11 protein-coding genes and 1 pseudogene are annotated in these 17,337 nt (G+C 70.0%); 5 read left to right on the forward strand and 7 right to left on the reverse strand.

The features are described from left to right. The 5 genes from ACIBEI_RS32825 to ACIBEI_RS32845 all read right to left on the reverse strand — a co-directional run bounded on the left by ACIBEI_RS32825 (position 1) and on the right by ACIBEI_RS32845 (position 8,680). Positions 1-1,365, reverse strand: coding sequence for a hypothetical protein (locus ACIBEI_RS32825; protein ID WP_398893835.1), 1,365 nt, complete (start codon positions 1,363-1,365; stop codon positions 1-3). A 138-nt stretch (positions 1,366-1,503) separates the two neighbouring features. Then, complete coding sequence (locus ACIBEI_RS32830; protein ID WP_398893836.1) at positions 1,504-4,797, reverse strand: GH92 family glycosyl hydrolase; 3,294 nt, start codon at positions 4,795-4,797, stop codon at positions 1,504-1,506. A gap of 363 nt (positions 4,798-5,160) precedes the next feature. Further along, positions 5,161-6,237 (reverse strand): lytic polysaccharide monooxygenase, encoded by a 1,077-nt coding sequence (locus tag ACIBEI_RS32835; protein ID WP_398893837.1) that lies wholly within the window; start codon positions 6,235-6,237, stop codon positions 5,161-5,163. Positions 6,238-6,527: 290 nt separating this feature from the next. Next, positions 6,528-8,234 (reverse strand): sensor histidine kinase, encoded by a 1,707-nt coding sequence (locus ACIBEI_RS32840; RefSeq protein ID WP_398893838.1) that lies wholly within the window; start codon positions 8,232-8,234, stop codon positions 6,528-6,530. Then, positions 8,231-8,680 carry a hypothetical protein gene (locus ACIBEI_RS32845; protein ID WP_398893839.1) on the reverse strand — a complete coding sequence of 150 codons (450 nt, stop codon included), beginning with the start codon at positions 8,678-8,680 and terminating at the stop codon, positions 8,231-8,233. Before ACIBEI_RS32845 ends, ACIBEI_RS32840 begins: the two co-directional genes overlap by 4 nt. 329 nt (positions 8,681-9,009) lie before the next feature. On the opposite strand from ACIBEI_RS32845, the gene ACIBEI_RS32850 reads away from it, so the two are divergent. From ACIBEI_RS32850 to ACIBEI_RS32865, 4 genes and pseudogenes are all read left to right on the forward strand, one after another. Then, positions 9,010-9,204 carry a hypothetical protein gene (locus tag ACIBEI_RS32850; RefSeq protein WP_398893840.1) on the forward strand — a complete coding sequence of 65 codons (195 nt, stop codon included), beginning with the start codon at positions 9,010-9,012 and terminating at the stop codon, positions 9,202-9,204. Next, positions 9,201-9,377 (forward strand): hypothetical protein, encoded by a 177-nt coding sequence (locus tag ACIBEI_RS32855; RefSeq protein ID WP_398893841.1) that lies wholly within the window; start codon positions 9,201-9,203, stop codon positions 9,375-9,377. Before ACIBEI_RS32850 ends, ACIBEI_RS32855 begins: the two co-directional genes overlap by 4 nt. 161 nt (positions 9,378-9,538) lie before the next feature. After that, a pseudogene (locus tag ACIBEI_RS32860) lies at positions 9,539-10,362 on the forward strand (helix-turn-helix domain-containing protein); the annotation flags it as partial. A gap of 233 nt (positions 10,363-10,595) precedes the next feature. Then, a complete protein-coding gene (locus ACIBEI_RS32865; RefSeq protein WP_398893842.1) occupies positions 10,596-11,825 on the forward strand; it encodes a GNAT family N-acetyltransferase in 1,230 nt (409 codons plus the stop codon). 478 nt (positions 11,826-12,303) lie between these two features. Here ACIBEI_RS32865 and acnA read toward each other — a convergent pair whose 3' ends face one another. Together acnA and ACIBEI_RS32875 are read right to left on the reverse strand one after the other, a co-directional pair. Further along, on the reverse strand, positions 12,304-15,021 hold the full coding sequence (acnA, locus tag ACIBEI_RS32870; RefSeq protein ID WP_398893843.1) for an aconitate hydratase AcnA: 2,718 nt from the start codon (positions 15,019-15,021) through the stop codon (positions 12,304-12,306). 754 nt (positions 15,022-15,775) lie between these two features. Then, complete coding sequence (locus ACIBEI_RS32875; protein WP_398893844.1) at positions 15,776-16,177, reverse strand: winged helix-turn-helix transcriptional regulator; 402 nt, start codon at positions 16,175-16,177, stop codon at positions 15,776-15,778. A 132-nt stretch (positions 16,178-16,309) separates the two neighbouring features. Here ACIBEI_RS32875 and ACIBEI_RS32880 point away from each other — a divergent pair, with 132 nt between their 5' ends. After that, entirely contained in the window at positions 16,310-17,071 is a 762-nt protein-coding gene (locus ACIBEI_RS32880) for an alpha/beta fold hydrolase (protein WP_398893845.1), read from the forward strand. Positions 17,072-17,337 lie beyond the last annotated feature (266 nt).

Genomic DNA, 17,337 nt, shown 5'->3' on the forward strand with positions numbered 1-17,337 from the left:
TTACGGCAGAACGGTAACCGGTGCCGTGTCGTTGGCGGGGTCAGGGTCCCGGCGGTCGGAATCGCGGGCGTCCGTCACCCGCACGCTGCCCTCGCCCGGTCCGCCGAGGCGGAGCCTGAAGTCGAAGGTGCGCGTCCTGCCCGCTTCGAGCCCGCTTCCCACGAAGCATGAGTACGTGCCCTTGTCGAGGTCGCAGTAGGGCTCGTACACGCCCTCGTCGATGGCCTCCATGGGCTGCTTCACCACGGTGGCGCTCTCCGGCGGGGTGAACAGCAGTGTCGTGCTCCCGGGGTTGGCGGGCCCGTTGTTGCGGACCTTCAGGCGCACGGTGTGCTCGCTGCCGCGCTCGCCGCTCACCTCGACGGCGAACACCTCGAAGTCGGCGTACGTGTCCACCTGCACGTCACTCCACACGTCGCCGCCGGCGAACGTCCCCTTCAGGTCGGAGCCCTGCGCGGTCACAGTCGTGAGCCGGGGGCCGTCGCCACGGTCGCCGCCCTCGGGCACCACGCTGTACTTGGCGGGGCCCATGTCGAGGGCCCACGCTTGCTGGCGGAACGAGGAGTACATCTCCGTCGTGGCGACGTCCAGTGCCAGGGCCGGGCGGAGGACGACCGCCTGCCCGGGCGGTATGCGCACGTCGGGGAACTCGCACATCGCGAGGGAGCCCTTCTGCGGTTCCGGGTAACGGCAGTTGCCGTACCGCTGCTTGAAGCGCAGGCCCGTGCCGACGGAGAGTTGCAGGCCGACTCCGCGCACGGGCACCTCCCCGGTGTTGCGGACCACCACGGGCGTACTGAGGACGGAGCCGGGCCCGACGTCCTTGAACACCTTCGTCGTCCGCACCTTCACCACGGGCTCGCCGACGACGACCCGGGTGCGGGCGCTGAGCTTCTTCCCCTCCTTGGTGGTGAAGCTGAAGCGGGCCGTTCCGCTGTCGCCCGGCCTGCTGCCCGGGGCGGCGTACGGATAGACGCGGTCGATGTCGGACCAGCTGTCGTAGGAGCCGCCCACCCGGCAGACGACCCGCGTCTCGGTCCCGGCGCACCTGGGGTTCTTCTTGCGGATGTCCGAGATCTTGAGCCGTACGGCCCGCTCGGACCCGGTGACGTCCACCGTGAGCCGGTGGTCCTGCGCTCCGACGCGGCTCCTGGCCTTCACGTCCTCGGCCTGGACGTGGAAGGGCACCTTCTTCGTCGGACCGGCCTTGTCCCCGGGCGGCCGGAGATAGAACTGCTCCGGCACCGCGATCCACGACTTCTTGGCACCGCCGACGCCTGAGCCGCACCCGGCGAGTCCGCCCAGCGGCAGCACCAGTGCCAGGCAGACGGCCGCGGGCCGCAGCACTGTCTCTCGCGTGCGCATGGCTCGTCCCCCGGGGCGTTCGTCGGAATCGCACACGCTACCGCCTCCGCCGGTTGGATCACCGACGGAGGCGGATTGCCCGGCAGGGAAACGGCCTTGCCTTGCCGGGAAGCGAATTGCCTTGCTGGGAAAGGGAGTTCAGTTCACCGCGACGGTGAACACGTGCAGGTCGGCGTTGTCGGGCAGCTTCACGCTCTTGATCGTTCTGCCCGCCGGCGCCTCGTACGGCTTCGTGGCGAAGACGTATGTGGCGACCGGGTCCTTGTCGGCGCCGGCGACGTTCCGGTACGCGGTCCGGGCGACGACCTCGTTGCCGTACTGGACGGTGCCGCCTCCGCCGCCGACGGTCCAGTCGGTGAAGGAGAGGTCGATGGAGTCGGTGGTGCCGTCGTCGTACGTGACGGTGGCCCGCGTCTGCTGGTTGCCGTTGACCGCGCTGCCGAGGAAGCTCAACTTGGCTGCGGGTGTGGGGAGTTCGATGCTCTGGCCGGTCGCCGAGGCGTTGTCCGGGCGGCCCGACGGGGAGTTCGGCCAGGTGTACGCGAGACCGTTCACCGAACCCTGCCCGCCCGGGGTGAGACCGGCGGCGGCGAGGGCCTGACGGGAGTAGCTCCAACCGCCACCGTCGTAGTCGCCCTCGGCGTGATCACCGGTGTCGTCCGTGGTCCCGGTGTTGTTGTACGCGGCGAGCAGGGAGCCGGGCGCCGCGACGGTGAGGGCGACGGGCTGGTCGTACGAGGTGTCGCTGTCGCCAGACGTCACGCTGACCTCGACGTCGTAGAAGCCCTGCTCGGCGCCCTCGTCCGCGGCCAGCGTGATCTCCTGGGCCCCGTCCGTGACCGTGCCCTCGGCGGGGGTCGCCACGACGCCCTCGGGGGTCTCGACACGGAAGCGCACCTCGGGCCCCGTACCGCCGCTCAGCGCGAGCGCGCGGATGTCGAGCTTCGTGCTGCCACCGGGAGCGACCGTCGCCGTGGTCGGGCCGACACCGATCTGGTACGGCTGCTCGCCGTCGCGGAAGGACGGCGGGGCGTCCTCGGCGCCGCTCCCCCAAGCGCGGTTCGGGGTTCCGGCGAGGGTGTAGTCGAGCGTGCCGCCGTCACGAACGAAGGAGGCGGGCAGCCAAGGCCGGTCACTGGTACGGCCGTTGACCTTCAGCGACTGGACGTACGGCGAGTCAGCCGCCGCGCCCGCCGCCTTGATGTCGATGTCGTTGCCGTTCGGGCGGGAGATGTGGGCCCTCGGGAACACCGGTGAGCCCAGGACGAGTTCGGCCCGCGACGGCACCTGCGGATACATGCCGAGCGCGGAGAAGACGTACCAGGACGACATCGCGCCGAGGTCGTCGTTGCCGGGGATGCCGCCGGGCTGGGTGGACCAGAGCTTGTCCATCGCGGCCCGTACGGTCTCCTGGGTCTTGTAGGGCGCGCCCGCGTACGCGTACAGGTAGGGGACGTTGATGGACGGCTCGTTGTCCAACTCGGACTTGTCGCCGCCGCTGCCGGTGAAGGCCCAGCTGCCGTCGGCGTTGTGGAAGAACGAGTCCAGACGCTCAACCGCCTTGTCCTGCCCGCCCATTGCGGCGAAGAGGCCCGCCGGGTTGTGCTGGACCATCCAGGTGTACTGGGCGGCCGTGCCCTCGACGAACCCGTTGCCGGTGGCCGGGGTGAAGCCCGTGACCCAGCTGCCGTCCGCCTTGCGGTTGGCGATGTAGCCGCCGGTGGGGTCGGCCGCGATGTTGAAGTTGTTCTGCCACCACTGGGAGCGACGGGTGAAGGTCTCGGCGGTCTTCTTCTCCCCTGCCGCGGTGGCGAGTTGGGCGAGGGCGAAGTCGGCGCCGGACATCTCCAGGGTCTCGGCGGCACCGCCCCAGGCGTTGGACACGGACGGCATGTAGTGCTTCGCCAAGTACTTGTCCAGGGAGGGGCGTTGGCCGACGGACATGATGGGTTTCCCGGCCGGGCTCAGGTCGAGATCGGTCGGTACGGTGGCGGCCTTCACGAGCGAGTCGAGCGCGCCGCGCAGGTCGAAGTCCCGGCCGCCGAAGGCCCTGATGCCCGCCAGGGTCGCCGGTGCCGGGTCCCCGTTCATGACGTGGGTGCCGCTCGCGCCGTGCAGCCAGCGGTCCCACACGCCGCCGTTCTGGCGGGCCAGTTCGAGCAGCGACTGCGCGATGTCGGAACCGGTGCGCGGGTCGAGCAGGGTGAGCAGCTGGACCTGGGAACGGTAGACGTCCCAGCCGGAGTAGGTGCCGTACTGGGCCCGGTGGCCCGTGCCCACCCGGTGCACCTTTCCGTCGGCGCCTCTGTATCTGCGGTCGGCGTCACTGATGACGTTCGGGTGGAGGAGGGAGTGGTAGAGCGCGGTGTAGAAGGTGGTGCGCCCGTCGTCCGTGCCGCCGCCGACCTTGACGGTGGACAGGCGGTCGCGCCAGGCCTTGCGCGCGGCGTCCTGGACGTCGTCGAAGGAGCGGCGGGGCGGGTTCTCGGCGGCGAGGTTGGCCTCGGCGCCGGCCCGGCTGACGTACGAGATGCCGACCTTGACGTTCACCGGGCCGGTGCCGGGCTCGAACTCCACGTATCCGCCCGCGCCCTTGCCCGCGACCGGCCGGCCGCTCGCACCGAACCCGCCGGTGCCGCCGCTCACTTCGGTGGCGCCGGGGTTCAGCTTGTCGTCCTGCCAGGTGCCGGTGGCCTTGAAGGCGCGGTCGAAGCGGGCGGTGAAGTGGAGGGTGTAGTAGCTGCGTTGGCCCTCGGGGTCGAGGTAGCCGCAGAAGTTGCCGGACGTGACGGAACCGGAGACTGTGCGCGTCTCGGGGTCGATGCGGACGTCCGAAGTCGTCGAGCCCACCTCGGAGTTGGCGGTACGGATCAGCAGCGAGGCCGGCTTGTCGGCGGGGTAGGTGAAGCGGCCCGAGCCCGTGCGTGCGGTCGCCGTGAGGTCCGCGGTGACACCGGAGGAGAGACCGACCTTGTAGTGGCCGGGTTCGGCGGTCTCGTCGGCGTGCTTGAAGTCCGCCGCGTACACCTCGTCCTTGGTGTCGCTCGCCGGGGACGAGGTCACCTCGCCCGCGTACGGGAAGAACGGGATGTCGCCGCTGCCGCCCGCGCAGCCCGTGCCGGACATGTGCGTGAGGCTGAAGCCGCGGATACGGGTCGCGTCGTACTGGTAGCCGCCGGGCGCGGCCGTGCGGGTGGCGTCGCCCCGGGTGTTCTCGGGGCTCCAGGAGAGCATGCCGAAGGGCACGACGGCGCCCGGGAAGACATTGCCGCCGTTCCTGGTGCCGATGAGCGGGTCGACGTACTGGGTGGGGTCCTGGACGAGTGCCGCTCCCGGTGGGGGTGCGGCCAGGGCGGGCGTGGCTCCGGCGCCGACGGCCATGGCGGCGGCAAGAGCAACGGCGAGAAGCACGGATGACGGACGGAAACGCATGACGCGGCCCCTCCTCCTTCGGACGGGTCGCGCACCACGGGTCGCACAAGCCGCAGGGACAGTAGCGTGCCGCACCTGTACCACGGAAGAGCGCCCGTCCTCCCAGGGACGCGCGCGGCCGACACTCGGACGGCTCAAGGCCCAACAGGTTTGACAGCGTTGTCCGTTGGAGGAGTAGAGTCTCGGCCAGACCATTCGACAACGTTGTCGCGTCCTCTGGTCCGCACAAGCCATTTTCCATCCGGGCAGACCTTCCCCCGAGCCTGCCCGGCTCGCGGACCCGGTGGATTACGGCCACCGGGTCCGCCCCGAGCAGCTGGTGCCCGGGCGGGCGGAGTCACAGGTTCGCCGACCCGACCCGGCTCAGCCCGGTCGGCAGGCGAGGGCGGTCGCCGCATCACCCCCGGACCCCTGGACGACGTACCCGAACGAGGCGCTCTCGCCGGGATCGAGCGACCCGTTCCAGTCGGCGTTGTGGACCATCACGTTCTGGCCGCTGTACGTGGCGTTGCCGCTCCAGAGGCTGGCGACGGACTGGCCGCCGGGCAGTGTCCAGTCGACCATCCAGCCGAGCATCGGCACCTCACCGGTGTTGGTGACGGTGACCTGGGACTGGTAGCCGCCGGACCAACTGCCCGTCGTACGGCGGGTGGCGGAGCAGGCGCCGGGCGGGGGCTCGGTCGGGTCACCCGGGTCGTGGATGCCCGTCACCTCTCCGTTGCCGCCGTCGAAGACGACGTCGGAACAGGAGTAGAAGGTCTCCGCGCTGTCCGAGCGCTGCCAGACCATGTAGATCAGATGGCGGCCCGACTTGCCCAAGGGGAGCCGGCCGGACCAGGAGTAGTTCGCCTCGACCGTGCCCGGGGAGCCGTTGAGCTGCGGGTGGTCGACGCTCAGGAACGGCTGTGCCTCCATGTCGTTCCAGGTGAGCGACCTGGTCGGGTCGAAGCCGTCCTTGGAGATGTAGACGTAGAACCAACCCGGGTGCGCGGCCCAGGCGTTGTAGGAGAAGTCGACGGTCGCGCCCGAGGTCAGATGGGTCAACGGCCAGTCGGCGCTGGGCGAGTTGAAGCCCGTGAAGTTGGTGTTGCCGCCGCTGCACAGCTCGCCGTCCGGCACGAAGCCGCGGGTGCGGCCCGCGCCGTCGGAGCGGAGCACCGAGAACCAGTTGTAGAACGGGGTCGTGCCGCTGACCTGCTGTGCCTTCTTGCAGGCCGGATTGATCGGCTTGATCTCACCGGTGGAGGTGAGCCCGTCCTGCCAGCACAGGAAGGTGCGGCTGCCGGGCTTCATGGGGGTGCCGTGGGCCTTCGCCTCGCCGCCGGCCGAGACGACCAGACCGAGCGCCGGGATGGTGACGACCAGGGCCAGCAGGATGAGCAGGAGGGCTCTGCCGCGGGCGGGGAGCGGTAATCGCCGTGGGGGGCGTGGGGTGGACATGGGCGATGGAGTTGTCAGGATCATGACAGATCTGTCCGTCCCTTCGTTCATGGGCCGTGGGGTGTACATGGGCGTCCGTGTGCGGATGGTGTCCATGCGTCCGTGCGTCCGTGTGCGGATGCGCGGGATGGGAGCGAACCCTGGGCGGGTTCCGGTCCACCGATGTGGGAGCGCTCCCACCCCACGTGGTTTTGACGCTAGCGCGGACCTCTGCACCTGTAAACGCCTGGCGCAAGGGGGCTGCACCCGGGTGTGTGCGGCCCTCGCGACGGTTGGGAAACAGGTCGCTGTCAGCTCATGGACGAGGAGGCGGTGTCGGGGGCTCGCGTCGGGGCCGGGGTGGGGGGCGGTGTGGGCGTCGGTGCCTGTGCCTGTGCTTGTGTGGGCGTCGGCGTCGAGGGAGCCGAGACCGTGTCCACGGGGAGCAGCCGGGGCATCCCGATGGCGGGCAACTCGATGGTGAACTCCGTGCGCCCCGGTTCGCTCTCCACTCCGATCCGGCCTCCGTGTGCCTGGGTGATCGCCGCCGCGATGGCGAGGCCGAGACCGGAGCCGCCGGACCTGGCGTCCGGGCGGGAGCGCGAGGCATCGGCGCGGGTGAAGCGTTCGAAGACCCTGGGGAGCAGGTTGGGCGGGATGCCGGGGCCGTTGTCGCGTACCCGGATGACGCGGCGCTCGTCCGTGGCCTCGACCGACGTGACGACGGTCGTGCCCACAGGTGTGTGCATACGCGCGTTGGCCAACAGATTGGCCACCACCTGGTGCAGTCGGGCCTCGTCGCCGACGACGAGCGCCGGGGTGTCGAGGACCAACCCGAGCTGCCAGTCGTGGTCGCCCCCGGCGGCCCGCGCGTCCCACACCGCCTCGGCGACCAGGGCCGCGAGGTCCGCCTCGGCCGCGTACGGCGGGCGTCCCTCGTCGAGCCGGGCGAGCAGCAGCAGGTCCTCGACGAGGCCGGTCATGCGGGCCGACTCGGCGGAGACCCTCCGCCAGGCCAGCGTGGGCTCGATCATGCCCGCGCCGCGGTTCATCAGTTCCGCGTATCCGGCGATGGCCGCGAGTGGCGTACGGAGTTCATGGCTGGCGTCGGCGAGGAGGCGGCGTACGCGTTCCTCGCTGCGACGGGCCTCCTCCTCGCCGCGTTGCCGCTCCGCGAACGAGGACTCCACGTGGTCGATCATGCGGTTGAGCGCGGCGCCGACCTGGCCCGCCTCGCTGCCGGGGTCGGTGTCCCGTTCGGACACGCGGGTGAGGCCGGATGCGGGGGCCGGGCCGGTGACCTCGCCCCGGTCCAGCGGCGAGCGGGAGACCTCGACAGCGGTGGCGGCGACCCGTCCCAGCGGCCGCAACTGACGCCGGATGACGACGGCGCAGACGCAGCCCGCGGCGGCGAGTGCGACGACGGCGACCACGGCCTCGGTCACGACCAGGCTCCGGATCATGTCCCGTACGCCGTCCATCGGCAGGCCGGTGAGGACGGCGTGCCCGCTGTCGGCGAGGGCGGTGACCCGGTAGGTGCCGAGGCCGGGCACGGTCCGGGTGTGCAGGGAGCCGTCGGCCTCGATGCCGTCGAGTGCGGCGCGTTGGGCGGCGCTGAGATTTCGCGGGTCACCGTCCTGGGGGACGACCCGGGCGGCCGATACGTACCCGTCGACGTCGAGCGTGCCCGCGATCGTGCCGACGGCCTGACCCCGCTGGTCGGGGAACGTCAGGTCCGGGTCGGCGGTCGGCCCGGCCTCGGTCGCGCCCCGGGTCCCGCCTTGGACGCGCTCGGCGGTGTTGGTGACGCGCTGGTCCAAATCGCCGAGCAGATAGGCGCGTTGGACGAAGAAGACGGTGAGCGCCGTCACCGCGCACACGGCGACGAGGGTGACTCCGACGAACAGCGGGAGGCGGGACCGCAGGGAGCGCCCGCGCGGGGTCCGGTCCTGCTGCGACCGCCCATGAGGCCGGAGCCGCAGCCACGGCCGCTGCCGCTGCCGCTGCCGCGAACTCATCTCCCGGCCTCCGTCGGTCTGCCGTCATGGGCGGCAGCTCGCCCGGAGCGGGTCGTCGGCGCCGAGGTGAGTCCGTCCGTGCGGGGTTCCGGCCCAGCCGTGCGGTGCTCCGGCCCAGCTGTGTCGTGTCGCGATCCGTCGAGGACGTCGGCATGCGGGACGCCGCCGCGGGCGATGCGGCTGTACGCGCCGCTGTTGCGGGCGATACCGATGTGCGCGCCGCCGATGTACGCGATGCCGCCGCGCGCGCTGCGGCTGTGCGCGCTGCGGCGGTGCGCGCGGCCGCTGCGCGCAACACGCGGCACGGACGCACCGTCCGCCACCCGGCACGACCGCCCACCGGTCGCGGTGACGGACCCCGTGCCGACCGCGGAGCGCGGTTCCATGTGGCCGGTTTCGTCGTCGACGTTCAGCACTCGGACGTGCTCCCTTCGGATGCCAGACATGTCTCGATCCTGTCCCGGTTGGCTGGCAGAACCCTGTGTTCCGCCTGAGCCGCAGCCGTGCGACCCGGTGGGCCCGGGCAGACGGCGGCCCGCACCCGGGCGTAGCGCACCCGTCAACTCCCTTGGCCAAAAGGGACATTGGCATTCCTCAGCCACACGAATCCCTTGAGCCCTCTGCCGCGCGGCGCCCACTCTGATCCCTGGCTTCCGCCCACCAGGCAGGAAGCGTTGTCAGCGAGCGCCGCCACAAGCGACGCCACGACCACGAGGACCGACGCCACGACCGGCGCCGGAACCACTCGGACCGTCACCCTTCTCACGGCGGCACCGTGTCGCTCACCGCGGGAGCGGACGGCACGAACGCCGGCGGCGTCCGACGCGGCAAGGGCCGTGAGGACGCCACCTTCCTGTCCAGCGAGGGCGAGGGCGAGGGCGAGATCAGCATCATCCCCGCGGACGCCGTACCGCTGCTCCAGGCGGGCCACCTCGCCCCCCGCCCCTGTTCAACATCACCCAGCTGGTGAAGCAGGGGTGCGCCGACGCCACCACCGGCACCACCCCGCTCATCGCCAAGAACGGCGCGGCGCGGTTCAAGTCGGCGAAGGGCGCCGAGTCGGTGTCGCTGCGCGTACGGGCCGCCGACCACGACGGCCACGGGATCGACCAGACCGTGGTGCGGGCCTTCGGCCTGAAGTAGCCGCCCGCTGGCCCATGGCGTCGGTCCGGAGCAGGCGCCCGCCCGGCAAGGTGTGTCAGCCTCAACAGAGATCCTCTAGCGCTGTGACCGCATAGGTTCGCCGTCTGGTGGTCGTGGCGATTGGATGTGCGGTGACATCCGATCCGGTCGCTGGAGGCGCGGTGGCTGAGCCTGTCCGTGTGCGCAGACTGACCGACCAGGAGGGGCAGCGTCTGCAGCAGATCATGCGGCGGGGCAACACCAATCGGTGCGCTACCGGCGCGCGATGATGCCGCTGGCCTCGGCCGGCGGGCACCGCGTGCCGGTGATCGCCCAGCTGGTCCAGGCCGACGAGGACACGGTGCGCGATGTGATCCAGCGGTTCAACGAGAGCGGGCTGGCCTGCCTGGACCCTCAGTGGGCGGGAGGCCGCCCCCGCCTGCTCAGCCCTGACGACGAAGAATTCGTCGTGGCGACGGCCACCATCCGTCCGGCCAGGCTCGGCCAGCCCTTCACCCGCTGGTCGTTACGCAAGCTCGTCGCCTACCTGCGCAAAGTCCTCGGCCGGGTGATCCGGATCGGCCGCGAGGCCCTGCGGCGCCTGCTCGCCCGCCGCGGCGTGACCTTCCAGCGGACCAAGACCTGGAAGGAGTCCACCGATCCCGAGCGCGACGCCAAGCTCGACCGGATCGAGTACCTGCTGGAGAACTTCCCCGACCACCTGCCACCGCACCCACGGCGTCATCTACTTCCACGGCTGCTACTCGATCGGCGACGACACCTTGTGGGGCGTCAACCGCCGTCGCAAGGGAGCGGCCAGTCGCAAGGGAGCGGCCAACAGCCTGGCCGCGCTCAAGTCCGTCCGGGCCTCCCGCCCGGACGGCGCCCCGATCTACGTGATCCTGGACAACCTCTCCGCACACAAGGGCACGAAGATCCGCCGGTGGGCGCAGAAGAACAAGGTCGAGCTGTGCTTCACCCGACCAACGCCTCCTGGGCCAACCCTTAGGGCATCCGCTGGGGCGGACGCCCACTGCCCGTCACGGCCTGACGCCTGGCTCACGACCGCCGCCGAGCCCTATCACCGCGACGCACCTCGGGGCCGGGCTTGGACCGGGCTGTGCCGTGTCCGGCTGCGGGCCCGGCCGTAATTCGCTTGCCCTGGCTACGGGTTGACGCTGCACTGTGGCCAGACACCATGAGTCGTGGTGCCGGCATCCCGAGGAGGCAGCGGCAACAATGGAGATCCGTCCCACGACCGACAAGGACCTCGACGTCTTCGTCGACACAGTCCATGCCGCGTTCGGGCTCTTCCCGGAACCCCCGGTCGAGGGCGGCGGGCTCTGGTGGTCGGCGCTCGAAATGGACCGCTGTCTGCTCGCTCTGACGGCGGACGGGCGGCCTGTCGGCACCGCCGCCGCGCACTCCTTCGAGCTCACCCTGCCCGGTGAGACCCTCGTCTCGGCCGCCGGGGTGACCGCCGTCGGCGTCCTGCCCTCGCACCGGCGCCAGGGCGTGCTCAGCGCGATGATGCGGCATCAGCTCGCCGAGTTGCGGGCCGGCGGGGAGTTCCTTTCCGTGCTGCTGGCCTCTGAGGCTCCGATCTACGGCAGATTCGGCTACGGACCGGCGACCTACACGGCGCAGCTGACGGTGCCGCGCCACAAGGCCGCCCTCGCCATTCCCCGGGCACGCGGAGTGGCCGACGCACCAGCGACCGGCTCGGACAACGGCTCGGTCGAGGTGCTGCGTCGGGCCGAGTGCGGCGAGATTCTGGAAGAGGTCTACGACCGGTACCGCCGCGCCCAGCCCGGCGCGCTGTCCCGTCCGCACCGCTGGTGGGCCTTGCGCGCGGGGCAGCCCCCGATCTCGCCGGCGCCGCGCTACGTCGCCGTCCACCGGAACGCCGACGGCGTCCCGGACGGGTACGCCGGCTACTCGGTCGAGTCCGGCACCCTGACGGTCGACGAGACCATCGCCACCGACGACGCCGTCTTCACGGCCCTGGCCCGGTTCGTACTCGGACACGATCTGGTCTCTCAGGTCGTGTTCAAGCACGTCCCGCCCGGGCACCCGCTGCGCTGGCAGTTCGCGGATTTCCGCGCCGGCGAGGTGAGCGGCGACATGGACTGGCTCTGGGTGCGGCTACTGGACGTCCCGCGTGCTCTGACCGCGCGCGGCTGGTTCACGGACGGCGAACTCGTCCTCGACATCGACGACCCGTTCTTCGGCGAGCACGGCCGCTACCTGCTGACCGTCCGGGACGGCAAGGCTGACTGCGTCCCCACGGACCGGAAGCCCGACCTCTCCATGGACGTGCGCGACCTGGGCTCCGTCTACCTCGGCGGCACCGCCCCGAGCACGCTCGTACGTGCCGGACACATCCAAGCCCACCGCCAAGGCGCGGCCACCCTCGCTGACTCCCTCTTCCGCGCCGACCGTCCCCCGCACTGCCTGCACTGGTTCTGACCGCGCGCTCGCCGACCCCGCACAAGTCTCGTCGGCCCATAGTCACCCGTCGGGGCGGATGCTGCCGACAGGCGAAGTGGCGAGTGGGTCCAGCCAGGAGCGGGGGCGAGGGCGGCCAGGCTGGAGCGGGCACACCGTCACGAACGGCCGGACAACCTCGCCTCCCCTGCGTCGGCTCGGCGAGGAACCGACCCACCACCGCTGCCTCGTCCACGGGCGGGCGGCCCGGGAACGGATCGCCTACTGGGCACGCTGCCACGCCATGCCGGTGAACCCATGTGGTCACAGCACTAGCGTGCCGGGCCATGGTGAACACGGCGTACGACACGGCACGACAGACCCCAGCCACGAGTCCCTGGGCCGCGGTGGGGGTCTCCGCCTTCGACGAGCTGGTGGACCACGGCGAAGGGCCGCACCCCCGTCTCCGGGAGTGCGGCCCTCAACTGCCGTACCGGACCGCGTACTCGCGGTGGCCCGCCTACTTGCGGATCAGGCTGCGCAGCACGTACTGCAGGATGCCGCCGTTGCGGTAGTAGTCGGCCTCACCGGGGGTGTCGATGCGGACGACCGCGTCGAACTCCACACCGGTGTCGGTGGTGACCTTGACCGTACGGGGGGTGGTGCCGTCGTTCAGTTCGGTGATGCCGGCGATGGAGAAGGCCTCCTCGCCGGTCAGGCCGAGGCTCTCGGCGGACTGGCCCTCCGGGTACTGCAGCGGGATGACGCCCATGCCGATGAGGTTCGAGCGGTGGATGCGCTCGTAGGACTCGGCGACGACGGCCTTGACGCCCAGGAGCGCGGTGCCCTTGGCCGCCCAGTCGCGGGACGAGCCGGAGCCGTACTCCTTGCCGGCCAGGATGACCAGCGGGGTGCCCTGCTCGATGTAGTTGCGCGAGGCGTCGTAGATGAAGGAGACCGGACCGCCGTCGACGGTGAAGTCGCGGGTGTAGCCGCCCTCGGTGCCCGGCGCGATCTGGTTGCGCAGGCGGATGTTGGCGAAGGTGCCGCGGATCATGACCTCGTGGTTGCCCCGGCGCGAGCCGTAGGAGTTGAAGTCACGCCGCTCGATGCCGTGCTCGGTGAGGTACTTGCCGGCCGGGGTGTCGGCCTTGATCGCGCCGGCGGGCGAGATGTGGTCCGTCGTCACCGAGTCGCCGAGCTTGGCGAGGACGCGCGCGCCGGTGATGTCGGAGACCGGGGTGGTCTCCATCGTCATGCCCTCGAAGTACGGGGGCTTGCGCACGTAGGTGGACTGCGGGTCCCACTCGAAGGTGTTGCCGGTCGGGATCGGCAGCGCCTGCCACTGGGCGTCGCCCGCGAAGACGTCCTGGTAGGACTTGTTGAACATGTCCTCGCCGATGGCGTTCGCCACGACGTCGTTGACCTCGGCCTCGGTCGGCCAGATGTCTTCCAGGTGGACGGGCTTGCCGTCCTGGTCGACGCCCAGCGCGTCCTTGGTGATGTCCACCTTCATGGACCCCGCGAGGGCGTACGCGACGACCAGCGGCGGGGAGGCCAGGTAGTTCATCTTGACGTCGGGGTTGATCCGGCCCTCGAAGTTACGGTTGCCGGAGAGCACCGAGGTCACGGCCAGATCGTGGTCGTTGACGGCCTTGGAGACCTCCTCCGGCAGCGGGCCGGAGTTGCCGATGCAGGTGGTGCAGCCGTAGCCGACAAGGTTGAAGCCGACCTTGTCGAGGTAGGGGGTGAGCCCCGCCTTGTCGAAGTAGTCGGTGACGACCTTGGAGCCGGGCGCGAGGGTGGTCTTCACCCAGGGCTTGCGCGTGAGCCCCTTCTCCACGGCCTTCTTCGCGACGAGCGCGGCGGCGACCATGACGTACGGGTTCGAGGTGTTGGTGCAGGAGGTGATGGCCGCGACCGTCACCGCACCGTGGTCGATCTCGTACGTGGAGCCGTCGGCGGCGGTCACGGTGACCGGGTTGGACGGGGCGCCGTTGGGGTGGTTGGCCGGGGCGTCGGAGGCCGGGAAGGACTCCTTGCCGGCCTCGTCGGCGGTGTCGACGTAGTTGAGGACGTCGCTCTTGAACTGCTCGGCGGCGTTCGCGAGGACGATGCGGTCCTGCGGGCGCTTCGGGCCGGCGATCGACGGGACGACCGTGGAGAGGTCCAGCTCCAGCTTCTCGGAGAAGTCGGGCTCGGCGGCCGGGTCGAGCCAGAGGCCCTGCTCCTTGGCGTACGCCTCGACGAGCGCGACCTGCTGGGCGTCACGGCCGGTCAGGCGCAGGTACTTCAGGGTCTCGTCGTCGATCGGGAAGATCGCGGCGGTGGAGCCGAACTCCGGCGACATGTTGCCGATGGTGGCGCGGTTGGCGAGGCTCGTGGCCGCCACACCCTCGCCGTAGAACTCGACGAACTTGCCGACGACACCGTGCTTGCGGAGCATCTCGGTGATCGTGAGCACGAGGTCCGTGGCGGTGGTGCCCGGCTTGAGCTCACCGGTGAGCTTGAAGCCGACGACGCGCGGGATGAGCATCGAGACCGGCTGGCCGAGCATCGCGGCCTCGGCCTCGATACCGCCGACGCCCCAGCCCAGTACACCCAGACCGTTGACCATGGTGGTGTGCGAGTCCGTACCGACGAGGGTGTCGGGGTAGGCCTGCCCGTTGCGCACCATCACCGTACGGGCCAGGTGCTCGATGTTCACCTGGTGGACGATGCCGGTGCCCGGCGGGACGACCTTGAACTCGTCGAACGCGGTCTGGCCCCAGCGCAGGAACTGGTAGCGCTCGCGGTTGCGGCCGTACTCCAGCTCGACGTTCTGGGCGAACGCCTCGTTGGTGCCGAACTTGTCGGCGATGACGGAGTGGTCGATGACCAGCTCGGCGGGGGCCAGCGGGTTGATCTTCGCCGCGTCGCCGCCCAGCTCCTTCACGGCCTCACGCATGGTGGCCAGGTCCACGACACAGGGCACACCGGTGAAGTCCTGCATGATCACGCGGGCCGGCGTGAACTGGATCTCCTGGCTGGGCTGGGCCTGCGAGTCCCAGTCGCCAAGAGCACGGATGTGGTCGGCGGTGATGTTCGCGCCGTCCTCGGTACGGAGCAGGTTCTCCAGCAGGACCTTGAGGCTGTACGGAAGGCGGGCCGAGCCTTCCACCTTGTCCAGCCGGAAGATCTCGTACGACTCGTCGCCCACGCTGAGCGTGCTACGGGCGTCGAAGCTGTTCGCCGACACGACAGTCTCCTTCATTCATGTGCGCGTACCACCGCATCCTGCCGCCACGCCCTCTTGGCCGATCCGCTAAGGTAAGGCTAAGTTAGGTAACCCTTACCGGTCCGGGCGGCTGCGGCACGCCTCGGCAGATATCTCGATGTCGAGATAACTCTAGTACATGACCGCTGGGCGGTCATGCCCGGAGGGTGTTGTCCTGTCCCCGTGAAGGTGGCCAGGTCCCACTTGGCCTGGCCTCCTTCGGGTGAAAATCTCGGCTGTGTGGCCACAGGCCCCGCTGTCCGCCGTACGTTCACGAGTGTCCGTACGTTGCGGTGCCGGGGGTGGGCATGGCGGATCCGGCGGTTGTGGCGGTCCCGCTTGGCGGGGTCGATCCGTTTGAGGTGGAGTACGTCGACGGTGTGGGCCGGGTCGTCCGTTCGGCTCTGACGCAGTGCCGGCATGTCCGGTTCGAGGACTGCCGTCCGTCCCGGGCGTTTCCGATCTACCGGGGTCAGAAGAACTTCACCGGTTGGTGGTGGACCGCGACGACGGGCACGCATGTGGGCTACGAGTCGTGGCTGGAGCGGGCCGATCAGCGGGTGGTGGCCGCGTTGCGTCAGGCGATGGCGGAAGTGATCGAGGGGTCCTCGCGGAGGGTGGAGTACTTCCGCTGGCGCACGGAGCGGATCCTGGCCGCGCAATATGGGGACGGCGCGGTGGCGATGCCGTCGCGGGCGTCTCCCGCCTTACCAGGGTGCGCTGTCTCCTTGTGGGCTCAGGTGCGGCTGTCGTATGAGTGCCGTGCGGCTGCGATGAGTGGTCGGTTCCGGTCAGCCCACGCCGCCAGGGCCTCCAGTGGTTCACGGATTTCATCGACCAAGGCAGTAGTGGCGTATTCCACGCGTGGTGGTGCATCGGGATGGACGGTTCGGGTGATCAGCCCGTTTCGCTCCAGGTTGCGCAGGCTCAAAGTCAGCATGCGTCGGCTGATGCCTTCGATGGCGCGCTCCAACTCGGTGAACCGGTGTGGACCGTCGCCGAGAACGACCAGCACTTGGGCACTCCACTTGTCGCCGATCAAGGCGAGCACTTCCCTCAAGGGACAGTCGGGGATCTCCGGGACGCCGTCCGGCGGCGGTGTGAGCTGGTTCGTTACCCCGGTGTTCCGTTGCGACATGAAAGTGCCTCCTTCCGCAGAGCCTGAGCATGCTCCAGGATGACGCCTGTTACAAGTCGTAACTTTCCTGGTGGCAGGCGCTAATCGGCGTGATACGAGGGCGCCCCGCAGGCAGCGGACAAGGAGGAACAGGTGCCGACGGCGCACAGCAACGGATTAAAGATCTTCTACGAGGTGTCCGGAGACGGGCCGGTTCTGGTCCTGCATCCGGGAATGTTCCAGACCGGTGCGAGCTGGAATGCCGTCGGCTACGCCCAGAGGCTGCGCACCGACCACACAGTGGTGGCCATCGATCCGCTGGGGCTGGGAGCCAGCGACGCCCCGACCGACCCGGCCGCATACGCCCTGGAACGCCGTGTCGAGTGCGTCACCGCCGTCCTTGACGACATCGGTGCCGACCGGGCCGGCGTGTGGGGCTACTCCATGGGTGCGTTGACCGCACTCGGCATGGCCCTGCACGCGCCGGAACGATGCGCGCGAGTCGTCGCCGGTTCCTGGGATCCCGTGGACGGTTTCGCCTCCGCACGCGATCACGCGTTTCGACAGCTCGGCCTGCCCGCCGAGACTGACGCCTTCGACGTCCTGCGGCAGGGTGCCTATGCCGATCCCTCGCAGGCCGCTGTCATCGACGCAGCCGATCCCTCCGCCCTGCGCGCCAACTACGAGGCGTTCTCCCGTGACCGCGCCCTCGACGCCGGTCTGGTGTCCGTCGATGTCCCCATGCTGATGTATTGCGGCACAGCCGACCCCTGGCACGAACCGATGCGCAAAGTCGCCGAACGCACCACCAGCGACTTCTTCTCCGTGCCGGGTGCCGACCACCACGGCGGCTGGGTTCGCTCCGCCGAGATCCTGCCCCGAGTTCTGCCGTTCCTGGCCGCTGACAGAAGGTGAACCGTTCGTCCGGTCGGCCACATACGTGAGATTTTCCATCGCCGCCCCGCAGTGGTCACCAGTGGTGAGACAACCCGAAGACCGGAGTCTCACCACATCTGTCCAACCCCAGGTGAGCGTCTGGCCGATGGCCCCAGTCCCAGAGACAGGACAGGACAGGACAGGACAGAACAGTGTGTCCTGTTGCACGGACGCACCCGCCGACCCACTCCGAGAGACACCCCAAAGCGGCCGAAACCATGCCGCAGGGCGATCCCCGGATACGG

It is taken from the genome of Streptomyces sp. NPDC050988, from assembly GCF_044456225.1.
Classification (GTDB): Bacteria; Actinomycetota; Actinomycetes; order Streptomycetales; family Streptomycetaceae; genus Streptomyces.